The organism is Variovorax sp. OV084, from assembly GCF_900111625.1.
Taxonomy (GTDB): domain Bacteria; phylum Pseudomonadota; class Gammaproteobacteria; order Burkholderiales; family Burkholderiaceae_C; genus Variovorax.
The window spans coordinates 705,609-720,756 of the sequence record NZ_FOII01000001.1 but is presented as its reverse complement, the minus strand read 5'-3'; the positions used below and the strand labels follow the sequence as shown (position 1 = coordinate 720,756).

11 protein-coding genes are annotated in these 15,148 nt (G+C 66.1%); 7 read left to right on the top strand and 4 right to left on the bottom strand.

Annotated features, from left to right (window positions below):
- Positions 1-38 precede the first annotated feature (38 nt).
- The 3 genes from BMW87_RS03520 to BMW87_RS03510 are packed head-to-tail and all read right to left on the bottom strand — an operon-like array spanning position 39 to position 5,103.
- A complete protein-coding gene (locus BMW87_RS03520) occupies positions 39-2,792 on the bottom strand; it encodes a DUF6493 family protein (RefSeq protein ID WP_143062555.1) in 2,754 nt (917 codons plus the stop codon).
- A 20-nt stretch (positions 2,793-2,812) separates the two neighbouring features.
- Entirely contained in the window at positions 2,813-4,192 is a 1,380-nt protein-coding gene (locus tag BMW87_RS03515) for an SWIM zinc finger family protein (RefSeq protein WP_093074173.1), read from the bottom strand.
- A complete protein-coding gene (locus tag BMW87_RS03510; protein WP_256216634.1) occupies positions 4,189-5,103 on the bottom strand; it encodes an alpha/beta hydrolase in 915 nt (304 codons plus the stop codon). The genes BMW87_RS03515 and BMW87_RS03510 overlap by 4 nt, the downstream gene beginning before the upstream one ends.
- Before the next feature lie 141 nt (positions 5,104-5,244).
- Here BMW87_RS03510 and BMW87_RS03505 point away from each other — a divergent pair, with 141 nt between their 5' ends.
- From BMW87_RS03505 to BMW87_RS03475, 7 genes are all read left to right on the top strand, one after another.
- Positions 5,245-6,381, top strand: a complete 1,137-nt coding sequence (locus tag BMW87_RS03505) for an iron-containing alcohol dehydrogenase (RefSeq protein ID WP_093074169.1) — start codon at positions 5,245-5,247, stop codon at positions 6,379-6,381.
- Positions 6,382-6,519: 138 nt separating this feature from the next.
- A complete protein-coding gene (locus BMW87_RS03500) occupies positions 6,520-8,856 on the top strand; it encodes a type VI secretion system Vgr family protein (protein ID WP_093074167.1) in 2,337 nt (778 codons plus the stop codon).
- A 5-nt stretch (positions 8,857-8,861) separates the two neighbouring features.
- Positions 8,862-9,251, top strand: coding sequence for a hypothetical protein (locus BMW87_RS03495; protein WP_093074165.1), 390 nt, complete (start codon positions 8,862-8,864; stop codon positions 9,249-9,251).
- 22 nt (positions 9,252-9,273) lie between these two features.
- Positions 9,274-11,937, top strand: coding sequence for a DUF2169 family type VI secretion system accessory protein (locus BMW87_RS03490; RefSeq protein ID WP_093074163.1), 2,664 nt, complete (start codon positions 9,274-9,276; stop codon positions 11,935-11,937).
- 80 nt (positions 11,938-12,017) lie between these two features.
- Positions 12,018-13,019 (top strand): pentapeptide repeat-containing protein, encoded by a 1,002-nt coding sequence (locus tag BMW87_RS03485; protein ID WP_177192713.1) that lies wholly within the window; start codon positions 12,018-12,020, stop codon positions 13,017-13,019.
- On the top strand, positions 13,016-13,684 hold the full coding sequence (locus BMW87_RS03480; protein ID WP_093074159.1) for a DUF3540 domain-containing protein: 669 nt from the start codon (positions 13,016-13,018) through the stop codon (positions 13,682-13,684). The genes BMW87_RS03485 and BMW87_RS03480 overlap by 4 nt, the downstream gene beginning before the upstream one ends.
- Positions 13,685-13,710: 26 nt before the next feature.
- Positions 13,711-14,097: a DUF4150 domain-containing protein gene (locus tag BMW87_RS03475; protein WP_093056806.1), complete on the top strand. Its 387-nt coding sequence runs from the start codon at positions 13,711-13,713 to the stop codon at positions 14,095-14,097.
- Positions 14,098-14,106: 9 nt separating this feature from the next.
- Here the strand turns inward: BMW87_RS03475 and BMW87_RS03470 are convergent, their stop codons facing one another.
- A complete protein-coding gene (locus BMW87_RS03470) occupies positions 14,107-15,090 on the bottom strand; it encodes a tripartite tricarboxylate transporter substrate binding protein (protein ID WP_093074157.1) in 984 nt (327 codons plus the stop codon).
- Positions 15,091-15,148 lie beyond the last annotated feature (58 nt).

The following is a 15,148-nucleotide window of genomic DNA, read 5'->3' as shown; positions in this document are numbered from 1 at the left end:
TCCGGAAAGGGTTGAAATTGTAGGAATGGGGCGAGGCTTCAGGCTGGCGCGCCCGCGCGCAAGCCCAACAGGCTCTTCTGTACTGCGCGCCCCTTGCCGCCCAGAGACAGGCGGGCCAGAACCTCCAGCGTCGGCGCGGGCAGCGTGCGTTGCGAACTCAGTGCAATCTCGAGCAGAAGCTCCATCAACGCGGTCAGGTTCTTGGGCGGGTTTTCGACATCGGCTGCCAGCATCTCGCAGAGCATGTCGAAGACTGGTGCGGCCAACCGTCCATCGGCGCGCACCGCGGCCTGCAGGCTCTTGGCGTAGCGCTTGGCCATGACGATCGGCGTCGACAGCAGCGCGCGCAACTGCGCTCCGAGCGCAGGGACCTCCAGCCTCCCGTCGATAAATGACTGCACCAGCGCGTCGACCGCGAGCGCGGTCTGGCCGGGCTCCTTGCCGGCCAGCGCCAACGCCAGTAGCAGCACGGCCATTGGCTGCACGGCGGTCAGGGGTACCGTGGGGTCGAGCAGCAGCGTCAGGTAGGCGTGGTCTTGCCATCGCGCCTCCCACCAGTCGAGGTTGTTGCCGACCTGCCGGCAGCCGTCGACAAAGAAAGATTCAAGAGATGACGGCACCACCGCGGCCATGTAGCGCAGCAGGGCCTCGTCATGGGTGTCATCGACACCGGCACGGCGCACCGCCATCAGCACATGCGGTGTGCTCGCGGGCACCTCCGCCGCGCTCAGCGTTAGGTGGTGATGCACGTAGGTCTTGCCTGCATAGGTCGAGCTCCTGGCATCCACCGACCACGCGTAGCGGGCGGCGTTCGCGCCGTCTGGCCCGAAATCACCGAGGGCGTCCAGCACGAGAGGATCGTCACCGCCTGGGTGGCGAATGCGAGCAGCCGCAGCGAAAAGCGCCTGCTCTTCATCGCCTTTGGCAGTGATCGGAACGCCGTCTTCACCAAGCGCGTGGCGCAGTGCACGCGCCAGCGGCGCATCGGCCAGTTGCCGTGCCTGGTTGCGCAATGCCGCCGAGCGATCGCCCGCGGGGGCGAGCCGCAAAAGGCCGCGCACCTGTTCGCCCGAAGGCGCCTGGACGCCACGTGCCTGGTACACCGCGATGCGTTCGATGAAGACGGCCGCGTCGATGAAGCCGCGTGCATGCGTGGCCGATGCCAGCGGTGCCAGGCCCCAGCCCTGTGCGGCCTGATCGATCAGGTCTTCCACTCGCGACGCCAGGAACTCCTCGGCCTTCGGCTTCTGTGACTTTTCGCTATGGCCTTGCGGGCGCTTGCCGCCGCCGACGAAGGCCAGCAGGCGAGCGAGCCGGTTCTGCACCTCTCGGTCTATCAGCTTGAGTGCACGCTTCATCACCGGCGCGAACTGCTTCAGAAGCGGCTGCGGCAACGGCGCCATACGCACTAGCGCCTCGAGCACGCGCTCCAGCGCGTCGATGTCCTTAGGGTTCTCCAGCACAAAGGCGATGCAATCGACCAGTTCGGTCACATCGCCGATCGGCACGAGCATCCGACTCGTATCAAGCGGATCGAGCGGTCCGTGCCCCACCGGTGGTTGTTCTGCGACCGGAATTTCCACAGACGCTGCGGGCCCAACGTTTCCGATCAGGGACAGCAGCGCTGGCCTGTTGACGGTGGCCACGCTTTGCACATGCGCCTCCAGTTCCGCACGTGCCGCATCGTTCATGCCCCAGGCCTTGAGCCGCTCGATGAGCTTCTTCTGCAAGTCGGCCGCTTCGTGCGCCAACCCGTGCAGCGCCACCGCCGACGCGTCCTGCGCCAGCGCGGGCTCGCGCTTGACTGCAGCTTCCGCCAGCTTCAGCGCCGCATCGACCTGCGATTTGGCGCTGGCATAGAACACCGGCTGCACCGCGCCCAACAGCGATGCCCCGTCGACATGCCCCGCCACGTGAAGCGTCTTCAGCGCACCGAGCGCCATCGTGACGGTCGGCGGAATGCGACTCTGGCACAGGCCGAGATAGCGCGGAGCAAAGGGCGCCATCTCGTCCGCGGTGGGCGCCAGCGTCTCGTGGAAGCGCGAGAACCAGCCCGCGCGAAACTGCGGCCAGTCGCGCTCCAGCGTGCCGAGAGTCTTGTCGAGCAACTGGGGGCGAGTGAATTCGCCTCTGGCGACCCCCTCCATGAAGATGTACGACCAGTAGTTCTTGGGCGAATAGTTGTATTTATCGACCGCCGACAGGTTGTGCTCGCTCGTTCCCTCCACGTCGAACAGGCGAAGCACAGCTTGGTACAGGCCGGGATCACGGTCGAACTTCTCGTCCATGGTCGAGCGATTCAAGGCACGCGGCAAGGCAATCAGTCCAATGGCGTAGTCATCGTTTTGTGGCCGATCGATCAACCCCGCAGCCACCAGGTTCTGCACCGGAAGGATGCGCCAGGCGAAGGCGCGGAGTTCCGCTTCAGCCACTTGCTGTAGTGCGGCGCGCCAGCCGGCCGCATCGATGCCGAACTGCTTGCACAGCGCAGCGACGGTCTCCGGGTCGAGTACTACCTGCGGATTGGCGTGGTCGAGCAAGGCTTTTGGCGCCATGCACACGACGATGGCAGCTTGCAGGGCGCGGTATTGCGCCGTCTGCGCCTCGCCGCTCCACTGCCGCGCATAGGGGCTGGCCGGCCAGTGGCTGCAGGTCGCCATTTGCCCCATCTTCTCGAGCGATTCGGCGCAGGCCTTGCGTTCAGCCGTCGACATAGCCTGCAAGCTGGCGAGCGTCGCGTCGAAGTCGCCCTGGTGCACTGCATGCTCCAACGCGTCGGCCGGCACGAACACCGGCAGCTCCTCTTCATTTCTCATCTAGCGCCTTCTGTCGGGAAGATGGTTGCGACTGTGGCTTCCACCGCCAACACATGTTTGCAGGGGCCGCGTTCGCCCTGGTGCTTGGCGTACCAGGGGCAAGTGCACCGCAATTCACCGTCGATCTCCAGCACGCTGTGCACCGTGCCGCCGCTGGCCACCTGCGCCTCTAGGGGGCTGGACTTGGCGATGCTCACGGCGCCACGGGCCAGCAGCTCGCGCGCATCGGCCAGGCGCGGGTGCATGTCTTCGACCGATGACAGGTCGAAGGGCAGTACGCGGTGAAAGTATCGACCCTCGGCTACATCGAAGCCGACCAGGCCAGAAGCGCCGAGGATGCGCAGGCTATCGTCCACGCTCGATACGGCCGCACCCAGCATTTGGGCCAGCGCCGGCGTGTCGATCAATGGTTGCCAGTTCAGCTGCGCACGCACCTGCGCCACCGCACGCTCGTCGTTCATGCGCATCAGCGCGCGCAGCGCCTGCCCTTCACCCGAGAAGCCACGCCAGGGTTCGGCACTGAGCGCCAGCGTGAGCCGTGCGCCCGGAAAACCGAGCACCCAGGCGCTGGCCTGTTGTGCTTCGTCGGCGTGCACTACGAGGCCCTGGGCCTTGGGCAGCAATGCTTCGAGCACGCGCAGCCGGCTTGTGTCTGTCACGCGTACGCCTTGCGGATGCGGTCGCGTCGTGGTGAAAGGCCCCTTGGGCGACGGCACCATCCACAATGGCGTGCGGCTGGTCGAGGCCTTGGGCAGCGTTCGAAAGAAGCGCAGCGCCTCCAGCCCCTTGAGCTCGAAGCGACGCCGCATGCCAGCCAGGTAAGACTGCACCTCGACCATGCCGCGCAGCCATCGAAGGGGCAATGCCACCTTGCGCTCAACCACCTCGCTGCCGCCCGATTCCAGCGTCAACGCATCTCGGCCGACCGACAGCGACAGCCCGTCGGCGTCGCGCAAACGGGCCAGTGCAGCGCGCATCGGGGCATTGAAGTCGACATTGGTCGTGCCCTTGCCCACGACCTGCCCGTCATAGGACTCCGGCAGCAGGTCGACGCGCACATAGCAACTGCAGCAGGCCGAAAATCCTTCGAAGCGCAGCAGCTCGCCGCCCGCCGTGACCACCGGATCGGCCAGCGCAATCGCACGCGCCACGCTGTTGGCAGGCGTGAAGAAGCGCGAGCCGACGACCAGATGCACGGCGCTGAGCAGTTCGGCGCACAGCCGGGGCTGCAGCAAACGTCCTTCGAAGAAATGCGGATGCGCCGCGCTGCCGTCGGTCTGCGGGCTTGATGTGGCAAGGCTGAGCCGGGGCCCCGCCGGTTCGGCCACCGTGGCCGAAGCGTGCGCGTAGCGGTAGGCGTGCGCGACGGCGCTCAAGGCTGCAAGGCCTCGCGCAGCGCCCGGGCCGCATCGTCCTGCGCCTGCAGCGCCTCCGGTATCGCCCGGCCCATCTTGATGAATTCGTGGATCACGCCCCGATAGATTTCCAGGTCGACCGCCACGCCCGCAGCGCGCAGCTTGTCGGCATAGGCAATGCCGTCATCAACCACCGGGTCGCATTCGGCCAGACCGATCCAGGCCGGCGCCACGCCATCGACGTCGTCGGCCAGCAGCGGTGCAAAGCGCCAGTCGTCGCGGTCGGCCGGCGTGCGCACGTATTGCGCAAAGAAGAAATCGATCATCGCCTTGGTCAGCAGCGGGCCGTTGACGTGGCGAAGGTGCGAGGCCGTGTCCTGATGGGCTGTCATGCCGGGGTAGATCAGCATCTGCAGCGCGAGCGGCAGGCCGGCATCTCGCGCAAGGATCGCGCAGACGGCCGCGAGCGTGCCGCCGGCGCTGTCACCGCCTACCGCCAGGCGCCGCGTGTCGACACCGACGCGTCTACCCTCGTGGGCCAGGAAGGCGAAGGCGTCCCATGCATCGTTCGACGCCGTCGGAAACTTGTGCACGGGCGCGAGGCGGTAGTCCACCGACACCACCGCGCAGCCGCTCTTGGCGCTCAGCACGCGGCACAGCGTGTCATGCGTGCGGATATTGCCGACGGTGAAGCCACCGCCATGAAAGTACATCAGCGCGGGCAGCACATCGGTGGACGGCGCATACAACCGTGCCGGGATCGCGAAGTCGTCGCGTGCGGGAATGGTGAAGTCTTCCACCCGCGCCAGTTCGGGCTTGGGCACTTCGAGCACGCCCGCGCCCTTTTCGTAGGAGGCCTTGGCCTCCTCGGGCGTGAGCTGGTCGAGCGTGGGGTGGCCGGCGCGCGCCATGCGCTCGACAACGCTGGCCATCTTCGGGGTAAGTCGTATGGCGGGAGGTGTTCCCGGCGCGACAGCGGCAAGGGTTTCTTTCGTGTGCAAGACTGATCGCTCTTGTTAGATTTGGCTGGTCGGCAATCGTACTGCCCCGGACTCCCGGAGGCCTTCATCCCCATGGCACTCATCCAATACCTCACCCAGATCCAGTTCGAGTTCGGCGCGATCAAGCTGTTGTCCAGCGAATGCGCGCGCATCGGCATCAACCGCCCGCTGATCGTGACCGATGCAGGCGTACGCGCAGCCGGCGTGCTGCAGAAGGCGCTCGACGCCATCGCTGATCTCGAGGTTTCGGTTTTCGACCAGACGCCTTCCAACCCCACCGAAGCCGCAGTGCGCGCGGCCGTCGAGCTGTACCGAAGCGGCCGTTGCGACGGCCTGATCGCCGTGGGCGGCGGCTCCGCCATCGACTGTGCCAAGGGCGTCGCCATTGCGGCCACGCATGAGGGCCCGCTCAAGACCTACGCGACCATCGAGGGCGGCTCACCGAAGATCACCGATCGCGCGGTGCCGCTGATTGCGGTGCCCACCACCAGCGGCACCGGCAGCGAGGTGGCTCGCGGTGCCATCGTCATCGTCGACGACCATCGCAAGCTCGGCTTTCACAGCTGGTTCCTGATGCCCAAGGCCGCGATCTGCGACCCCGAGCTCACGCTGGGCCTGCCGCCCAGGCTCACGGCCGCCACCGGCATGGATGCCATTGCGCACTGCATGGAGACCTTCATGTCGGCCGCATTCAATCCGCCGGCCGACGGCATCGGCCTCGACGGGCTCGAGCGCGCCTGGGGCCACATCGAGCGCGCAACAAAAGACGGCAGCGACCGCGAGGCGCGCCTGAATCTCATGAGCGCCTCGATGCAGGGCGCCATGGCCTTCCAGAAGGGCCTGGGCTGCGTGCATTCGCTGAGCCACAGCCTGGGCGGCGTCGATCCGCGCCTGCACCATGGCACGCTCAACGCCCTCTTCCTGCCTGCCGTGATCCACTTCAATTCGGGCGCGGAATCGGTGCAGAAAGAGCAGCGCCTGCAGCGCATGGCACAGGCCATGCACCTCGATTCGGCCGGTGATCTCGGCGACGCGATCCGCGACATGAACGCACGCCTCGGCCTGCCCAAGGGCCTGGCTGAGGTGGGCGTAACGCCCGCGCTGTTCGAGAAGATCATCGACGGCGCCATGGCCGACCACTGCCACAAGACCAACCCGCGCCTGGCCACGCGCGACGACTACAAGGCCATGCTCGAAGCCTCGATGTAAGGGCTTCTTCTACGCGTTGTTTCAGAGGAGAAAGGCGCCCTTCTGCGCCCCTCGCGTCATTTATGTGACATAAGGAATTTCTAGACTGTCACCGAAGGTTTCTCAGCCGCAGAAGCCCAAGGGTCAGGGAAGTTCCGAATGCCGCGTACCGTCCAAGTCCACACCGTCCTGAGCGCCGAGCAGCTCAAGTTCCGCTCCATGCGGGGACAGGAAGGCCTCTCGCAACTCTTCGAGTTCGAAGTGGACATGGTCAGCACCAGCTTCAGCCTCGACCTGAAGCAACTGCTCGGCACTTCGCTCACGCTGGAACTCGCCGACGAAGGCGCGCCGCGTTTTCTCAACGGCACCGTGGTGCGCTTCGAGCTGGTGGGCCGCGCCAACGAAACCGGCCGCCACTACATCTACCGCGCGCTCGTGCAGCCCTGGCTGTGGTACCTCACGCGCACTACCGACTGCCGCATCTTCCAGAACAAGAGCGTGCCCGAGGTGCTCGACGAGGTGCTGGGCAAGTACGGCTTCCAGTTCGAGAAGCGCCTCACAGGCAGCTACTCCGCCCAGGAGTACTGCGTGCAGTACCAGGAAAGCGACTTCGCCTTCGTGAGCCGCCTCATGGAGCACGAAGGCATCGCCTACCACTTCGAGCACAGCAACGGATCGCACCTGCTGGTGCTGGCCGACGATGCAGGCAGCTACAAGCCGCTGCCCGGCCACGCCAGCATTACCTACCGCCCGCGCGACCGCGTGCTCAATGCGATGGAGCCCTGCATCGACCAGTGGCGCGTGTCCGAGCAGATCACCTCCGGCCGCGTAATGCTCGACGACTTCGACTTCCAGAAGTCACGCGCCTCGCTGCAAAGCGTGCAGCAGGACCCGAAGGCCCACGAGCATTCGACCTACGAGGTCTATGAATGGCTCGGCGGCTACAGCGAGCATCAGCAGGGCGATGCCTACGCAAAGATCCGCCTGCAGGAGCTGCAGTGCGCGCACGAGCTGGCATCGGGTCACACCAACGTGGTCGGCATGGCGCCGGGCTACCTGTTCGAGATGACGCACTGCCCGCGCGAATCGGACAACCGCGAATACCTCGTCACCGAAACCCGCTACGACCTGCAAGAGCCCGAATACTCCACGGGCGGCAGCACCGAATCGGTGTGCGAATTCGACTTCACCGTGCTGCCCTCGACCGTGGCCTATCGCCCCGCGCGCAACACGCCGCGCCCACGCACCAACGGCCCGCAGACCGCCACCGTGGTCGGCCCCGAAGAAATCTGGACCGACCGCTTCGGCCGCGTGAAGCTGCAGTTCCGCTGGGACCGCTATGGCCAGTCCGACGAAAACAGCTCCTGCTGGGTGCGGGTGTCGAGCAACTGGGCCGGCGCCAACTACGGCACCATGCACATGCCGCGCGTGGGCCAGGAAGTGATCGTCGATTTCATCGGTGGCGAGCCCGACCGCCCCATCATCACCGGCCGCGTCTACAACAGCGACCAGATGCCGCCATGGGAGTTGCCCGCCAACGCCACCGCCAGCGGCATCCTCACGCGCTCCAGCACCGGCGGCGCGGCCAACCAGGCCAACATGCTGCGCTTCGAAGACCGCACGGGCGCCGAGCAGATCCTGCTGCATGCCGAGCGCAATCTCGATGTGGAAGTGGAAGCCGACGAAACGCGCGACGTGGGCGGCAACCGCACCTCCGTCATTCACGTCAACGAAAAGCTCGACGTCATCGGCACACGCACCACCACCATCACCGACAAGGAAACCGCCACCTACAACGGCGGCGAAGAACGGCTCGTGAACCGTGGCGGCGTCGAGACCATCAACGGCGGGCAGACCCGCACGGTCAACGGCGGCGAAACCGAGACCATTCACAGCGGCGAAACGCGCACTGTGACGGGTGGCCGCACCGAGACGATTTCCGGCGGAGAAACCCGCAGCATCACCGGCGGCCAGAGCGAAACCATTGCGGGCGGCGAAACCCGCACCACCACCGGCGGCGCAACGTGGACCATCACCGGCGGCCTCACGGCCACGGTGGACGGCGCGGAGATGCTCACCACCAAGGGGCCACGCACGGAGAACATCACAGCAGGCGAGACCCGCAACATCACCGGCACGGTGACCGAGAACGTCAGCGTCGAGATCATCGTGAACGCGCCGAAGGTCACCTTCAACGTGCCCCAACACACCATCAGCTCCTCCCAGGAGAACAACTGGCGGATCGCGCGCGCAAGCGGCTGCGTCTTCCGCTTCGGCGCGGTGGCGACCTCCTTCGACGTCTGGGGCGCAAGAGCGCAGATCTACGCTGCCCTCAACCTGCAGCTGGCAACCGTGAAGATCGACATCTCGGCCTTCAAGAACAAGGACAACGGGCTCAGCCTCGAAGCCTCGGGCGCCAACGTGAAGGCCGCGGGCGCCAAGATCCGCAGCGGTGGGCTCGCGATCCAGGCCAAGGTCATGAGCATCTTCAGCTAGCGCACATGCAATTCTGGTTGCCCCTGATTTCTGGTGTTCTGATCGTTGTCTTCCTGGTGTTCGTGGTCGTGCACACCGTGCGCAACAACAGGCCGTACCGCGAGGAAGCGCGGCGCTATGAGCGCCTGGTGAAACAAGGCCAGCCCGCCAGCGCCCAGGTGCTTGCCCTGCGGGAGCTCGCACAGGGCACCTACGACAACGACGTCGAACTGCGCGTGCGCACCGCCGAGCTGGCTGGGCGCCCACCGCTCGAGCAGATGTTCAAGACCCGCATCGCGCGCGAGCTGGTGGTCAATTTCATGCCCGGCCAGACGATTCATGTGCTGATCGATCCGGCCGATTCGACGGCCGTGGCCATCGACCGCCGCAAGTCGACCACGACCATTTCCCGCTGATCCCGCGCGCATTCCCTGTTTCATGAAAGTCATCAAGCCTCTCCGGCTCAGCGTATTGAGCCGCCCGTTTCCATGGCAGCGACGCCAGCGCCTGGGGCTGACAGTGGTCGCCATGACAGGCATGGATGGCGTGCCCATGCTCTACCCGGACGCCGAGCTCTGGCCCTTGGTGGCCGAAGAAATCGGCGAACAGGGTGTGCTCGATCTCGGCATGCCCAAGCGCAGCGCAGAGTTTTTGGCTACCGGCCATGCCTATACCGCGCACCAGCAGATCCGCAACCAGTGCCTGGTGAAGATGCGCGTCGGCACGCTCGAAAAAACCCTGCGCGTCTCGGGCGCCCGCTACTGGCTCGACAAGCGCGCCACGCCGCCGCAAGACTTCGAGCGCATGCCGCTCGACTGGCAGCACGCCTACGGCGGCGCCTCGTTTGCGGACAACCCGCTCGGCATCGGCGCCGCGGAAGAGATGGTCAACGGCGTGCGCACGCGCCGGCTGCCGAACGTCGAGTCTGCAGATGCACCTATCCAGCGTGTCGACCAGCAGCCCTCCCCCGCCGGCTTCGGCGCCATCGACGTGATGTGGCCCCGGCGCTTTGCCCGCATCGGCAAGGAATACGACGCCCAATGGGCCAAGGAAGACTTTCCGGCCTTCTCCGGCGACATGGACTGGCACCTCTTCAACGCGGCGCCCGAAGACCAGTGGTGGCGCGATGCCGATCGCATTCCCGATGCCGCGCCTTACGAAATCTGGAACATGCACCCGCACAAGCCCTATCAGGCAGGCCGCCTGCCGGACTGGCGCGCACGCTGCTTCCTGACGCTGGCTTCCGAGGCCGGCGAGACCACCTTCACCGACGTGCCGATGCGGATGACGACCGCCTGGTTCTTCCCGCACCGCGAGCGCATCGTGCTGATCTACCACGGTGTGGCGGACATCCGCGAAGACGACGCAGCCGACGTCGTCCACCTGATGCCAGCGCTTGAAGAGGCCGGCGCCGAAGCCCTTCCGGCCAGCTATTACCAGGGCATCCTGCATCGACGACTGGATCCGGAAAGCGGCGCGCTCTACAGCTTTCGCGATCGGGAACTGGTTCCCGCAGCGGCCATTGCCCCCTGGCTCGACACCGTATCGCTGAAAGACCGGCCACTCGGCCCATTGGCCCGTAATGCGCACAAGCACGGCGAGTGGATGCGCGAGCAAATGCGCCAGCAGATGATCGGCGACGGCCAGGACCCCGCGCGCTACTTTCCGCCCCAAGACCCGGCCGACGACCTGCCCACGCTGGACGCCCTGCCCGAGTTCGTCGCGCGCACCAAGCGCATGCAGGAAGAAGCCAAGCAGAAGCTGCATACGCAGCAGCAGGAGCTGAGCGAGACACTTCGCACGCGCGCCGCCGAAGCCGGCCCGACGGAGCCGGACCTGAGTCCATTGCTGGCGCTGACCGAAGGCCGCGAGCGCTCCGGGCTCAAGGGGCCTCCCGCCGCGGCGATGGCGCCGCATCTCCAGAGCATGGCCGCGGCCATGTCGGAAATGCCGGGCTCGCGTGCAGCGGACATGGCCCCCGTCGCCGACCTCCTGGGCCGCGGCGAATTGATTGCCGCGGCGCAACGCAAGATGTACCTGAGCAGCGCCCACCACCAAGACGCCGCCGACCCGATGACGCCGGCACGCGCCGCCGAAGTGCGCGAGCAGGTAACGGCGCTGCTCGCCGGCAGCCGCGATTTTTCGGACATGGACCTGACCGGCGCCGACCTCTCGGGCATGGACCTGCGTGGCGCCCGCTTCTGCGGGGCACAGCTGGAAAGCGCCAACCTGCGCGGCGCGCAACTCGACAACGCCGACTTCTCCCGCGCCGTGCTCGCCCGTGCCTGCCTCGACGGTGCTTCGCTGCGCGGCACGCGGCTGGACAACGCCAACCTGGGTTTCGCTCAATGCAGGCAGACCGTGTTCACGGGCGCCCATCTGCACAACACGGTGCTGGAAAACATCCTCTGCGAAGACTGCGACTTCAGCGCTTCGCAATGGGAAGACAACACGGTCATCGAGGCCGCGTTCGTGCGCTGCCGCTTTCACGGAGCCAGCCTCAAGGTGGTCATGTTTCTCGAGAAGGTGCGGCTGGAACAGCTCGACTTCGAAGAGGCCATGTTGTTCAAGCTGCATCTCGTGAGCTGCAAGCCCGGCGCAATCGGCTTCGTGGGCGCCCGACTCGAGAGCAGCGTGTTCGTCGACGTGCAGGCCGATGGGCAGATGGATTTCACGCGTGCGAGCCTGCGCACCACCTGCGTCGTCGGTACCAGCAGTTTTCGCGAGGCGAAGTTCCAGGGCGCGCACCTGCGCGAATGCAGCCTGCGCGAGGTCGCCTTGTCGCAAGCCGATTTCAGCGACGCGCGGCTCGAGAACAGCGACTTCTCCGCATGCGACCTGTCCCGAGCCGATCTCTCGCGCGCCAACGCACGCGATTCACGCTTCGTGCGCACCGACCTGCGGCATGCCAGCCTGCTGAACGCCGACCTGATCGACGCGAGCTTCCAGAAGGCCGACCTGCGCGGCAGCGACCTGCGCGGCGCCAACCTCTTTCGCGCCGACGTGTCCCAGAGCCTCATGGACGACACCACGCTGCTCGACGGCGCCTACACGCACCTGGCCAAGGTCTACCCTGTGCGCCAGGAAGCCGCGGCCGCATGACGCCGCACCGAATGCAATCCATGGTGCAGCGCGGCGAACCGATCAGGGAGCGAAGCTGCAGAGGCTGGCGCCTTGACGGAATGGATTTCTCCGGAGGCGTGTTCCTGGAAGTCGACTTCGACGGCGTGAGCTGCATCGGCACGCACTTCGAAGAAGCCCAATTCGACCGCTGCACGCTCAACGGCGTGCAGCTGAATGATGCACAGCTCAAGAAAGCCGCCTTCTCGCTATGCACGCTTCCGTCGGCGAACCTGACGGGCGCCGTGCTGGACGATGCGGTGTTCCATCGTTGCCAGTTGCCAGGCAGCGACTTTTCGCAGGCCAGCGTGGCAGACACCAAGTTCATGGAAAGCGCCCTCTCGCGCAGCCGCTTTGCGGCGGGCCTGCTGGACCGGACCTTGTTCTTCAAGTCGCCGCTGGATGGTGCCGACCTGTCGCAGGCACAGCTCGACCGGGCCGTGTTCTATCAGGTCGACCTGCGCGAGACCGCGCTGGCGGGGGCACGCTTCGAGCGCGTCGTCTTCGTCGAGTCGCGCCTTGCCGGGCACGACTTTTCGAACCACCACTTCCAGCTGTGCCAGTTCACCGACGCTGATCTCGAAGGCTGCAACTTCGAGGGCGCCCACATGGCGCAGTGCAACTTCAAGGGCGCCGTGCTGCGCGATGCGGTGCTGCGCAACGTTCATGCACCGCAGGCGTTGTTTCCCGAAGCCGACCTGAGCCGGGTCGTTGCACGCGGCGCGCATTTCGACCAGAGCCTGTGGATTGACGCGAAGCTCGCGGCTGCCGATTTCGGCGAGGCCAGCATGCAGCAGTGCATCTTCCATCGGGCCGATTGCACCGGCACCAGCTTTGCCGGCGCGGACCTCACCTACGCGGATTTTTCCGGGGCTGCACTGGAAGGCGCGAACTTCGATGCCCGGCTCTTCCGCACCCAGTTGCATGGCGCACGCGACGTTCCCTCTGCCCTGCGCGGCCATGCCGGCGTGCTGCCCAACGACCCCGACCTGTTCGAGGCGGAACGCTGGTCCGCGCAGCGGAATGCATCTTCCATCCCATCCACGAAAGGCGAAACCCCATGAACATCGCAGCATTGCGCAGTCCCCAGGCCGGCACGGACGACGCGCCCGTGCAGCGCCTGGGCAAGGTGGTCGAGCACCTGCCCGAAGGATCGCTGTACCGCGTGGAATGCGACGACGGTGCCTGGCAATGCCGCCGCGCTGCCAGCTGCCTCCTGCGCCCCGAACTCGGCGACACGGTGCTGATTGCCGGGCCCGACCGCTACCACGTGTACCTGATCGCCGTGATCGACCAGGCCGACGACACCACCGCGCACATCGAGACGAAGGGCCGCCTCACGCTGGCCACGCCCGCGGGCGGCGTGCACATCGAGAGCAGCGAAGCCATAAGGCTGCAATCCGCCAAGGCGGTGGAAGTCAGCAGCGAGCGTTTCGCCCTGACCGCGACCGAAGCCGACTGCAAGGTAGACCGGCTGAACTACGTCGGCAACGCCGTCAAGGCCATGGCCGCAAGTATTCATGTCGTCGGCCGGCTGTGCGAGACCGTGATGGACCGCCTGGTGCACATCAGCCGCACGGCCTTCCGCATGACCGAGCAGACGGAGCAGGTGCGTTGCGGCCAGCTCGACTACGAAGCCACCGACCTCGCCCGCATTCACGCAACGCAGACGGTGCTCACGGCGCAGGCGGTCGTGAAGGTCGACGCCAATCAGATCCACATGGGCTGAGCCCGGAAACACAAGGAGTCGACAGCATGTTTGCAAACTGCCAGATGATGGGCATGGACCTGGCCTTTCCCGACGTGTGCAAGACGCCGCCGGCCATTCCCATCCCCTACCCCAACTTCGCGCTCGGCCCGACCGCAATTCCCAATGCGTGGAACATCCTCTTCATGTTCGCGCCGGCGCACAACCTGGCGACCGTCACGCCGCTCACCAACGGCGACAACCCCGGCGTGACGCTGGGAGTGATCTCGCCTTCGGTGATGGGGCCTTCGCGCCACATTACCGGCTCGTTCACCGTGCTGCTGAAGGGCAGTCCGGCCACGCGCATGACGAGCCTCTCGGTACAGAACCGCAGCAACGCGCTGGGCATGCGCATCGTGCCGAGCCAGTGCAAGGTGCTGATGCTCGCGGCCTGAGGCCGTTCGTTATTCCGCCTTCACCCCCGCAGTGCGGATGACCTTGCCCCACTTGGCGGTTTCCGCGGTGATGAAGGCGTCGAATTCCTCGGGCGTGCTGCCCGCCGGAATGGTGCCCATCGCGTCGAGCTTCGCGCGCGTCTCGTCGCTCCTGATGATGCGCGCCACCTCCTCCGACATGCGTTTGACGACATCGCGGGGCGTAGCCGCTGGCGCCAACATGCCGGCCCAGGTGCTGCCGGTGAAGCCCGCGAAGCCCTGCTCGATGAAGGTGGGCACCTCGGGCGCCGCCGCCAGTCGCTTGTCGCCCGCCACACCAATCAGACGCACCTTGCCTGCCTTGGCCTGGTTGATGAGCCCCGTGGGCGCATCGAAGAAAAGCTGGATCTGCCCGCCCATCAGGTCGGTCAGCGCCGGCACCGCGCCCCGGTACGGGATGTGGATCATGAAAGTCTGCGTCAGCGACTTCCACAGCTCGGTGGTGAGGTGCGCGGCCGAGCCGTTGCCCGATGAGCCGAAGCTCACCTTGCCCGGGTTGGCGCGCGCATAGTCGATGAGCTCGCGCGCGGTCTTGAAAGGCGCATCGACATTCACCGCGGCCAGCAGCGGCGACACCCCCATCAGCGACACGCCCGTCAGATCCTTTCGCGGGTCGTAGGGCAGCTTGGGGTACAGCGTGGTGTTGGCCGCGTAGGCGGCGATGACGACGCCGAAGGTCGTGCCGTCGGGCGCCGCCTTGGCGATGGCATCGACGCCGATCAGGCTGTTGGCGCCGGGCTTGTTGTCGATCAGCACCGGCTGACCGAGCTTCGTCTGCAGCCCTATCTGCACCAGCCGCGCCATCTGGTCGGTGAATCCGCCGGGCGTATAGGGCACGATGATGCGGATCGGCTTGGTCGGCCATGCGCTCTGCGCGAACGATGGCAAGGCTAGGCTTGCGGCGGCGGCGGTAGCGAGCGTGAACTGGCGGCGAGACAGCGTGGCGTGGGGCATGGTGGCGGCGTTGCTTTGGAATGAATGGACCGGGCCATTCTCGAAGCGCCGCACGCTG

Bases quoted from the DNA above. Each gene is read 5' to 3' on its own strand.
- BMW87_RS03510 (WP_256216634.1), bottom strand. From the start codon at position 5,103: ATGGCCAGCGTTGTCGAGCGCATGGCGCGCGCCGGCCACCCCACGCTC.
- BMW87_RS03480 (WP_093074159.1), top strand. From the start codon at position 13,016: ATGAACATCGCAGCATTGCGCAGTCCCCAGGCCGGCACGGACGACGCG.
- BMW87_RS03470 (WP_093074157.1), bottom strand. From the start codon at position 15,090: ATGCCCCACGCCACGCTGTCTCGCCGCCAGTTCACGCTCGCTACCGCC.
- BMW87_RS03475 (WP_093056806.1), top strand. From the start codon at position 13,711: ATGTTTGCAAACTGCCAGATGATGGGCATGGACCTGGCCTTTCCCGAC.
- BMW87_RS03505 (WP_093074169.1), top strand. From the start codon at position 5,245: ATGGCACTCATCCAATACCTCACCCAGATCCAGTTCGAGTTCGGCGCG.
- BMW87_RS03500 (WP_093074167.1), top strand. From the start codon at position 6,520: ATGCCGCGTACCGTCCAAGTCCACACCGTCCTGAGCGCCGAGCAGCTC.
- BMW87_RS03490 (WP_093074163.1), top strand. From the start codon at position 9,274: ATGAAAGTCATCAAGCCTCTCCGGCTCAGCGTATTGAGCCGCCCGTTT.
- BMW87_RS03485 (WP_177192713.1), top strand. From the start codon at position 12,018: ATGGATTTCTCCGGAGGCGTGTTCCTGGAAGTCGACTTCGACGGCGTG.
- BMW87_RS03495 (WP_093074165.1), top strand. From the start codon at position 8,862: ATGCAATTCTGGTTGCCCCTGATTTCTGGTGTTCTGATCGTTGTCTTC.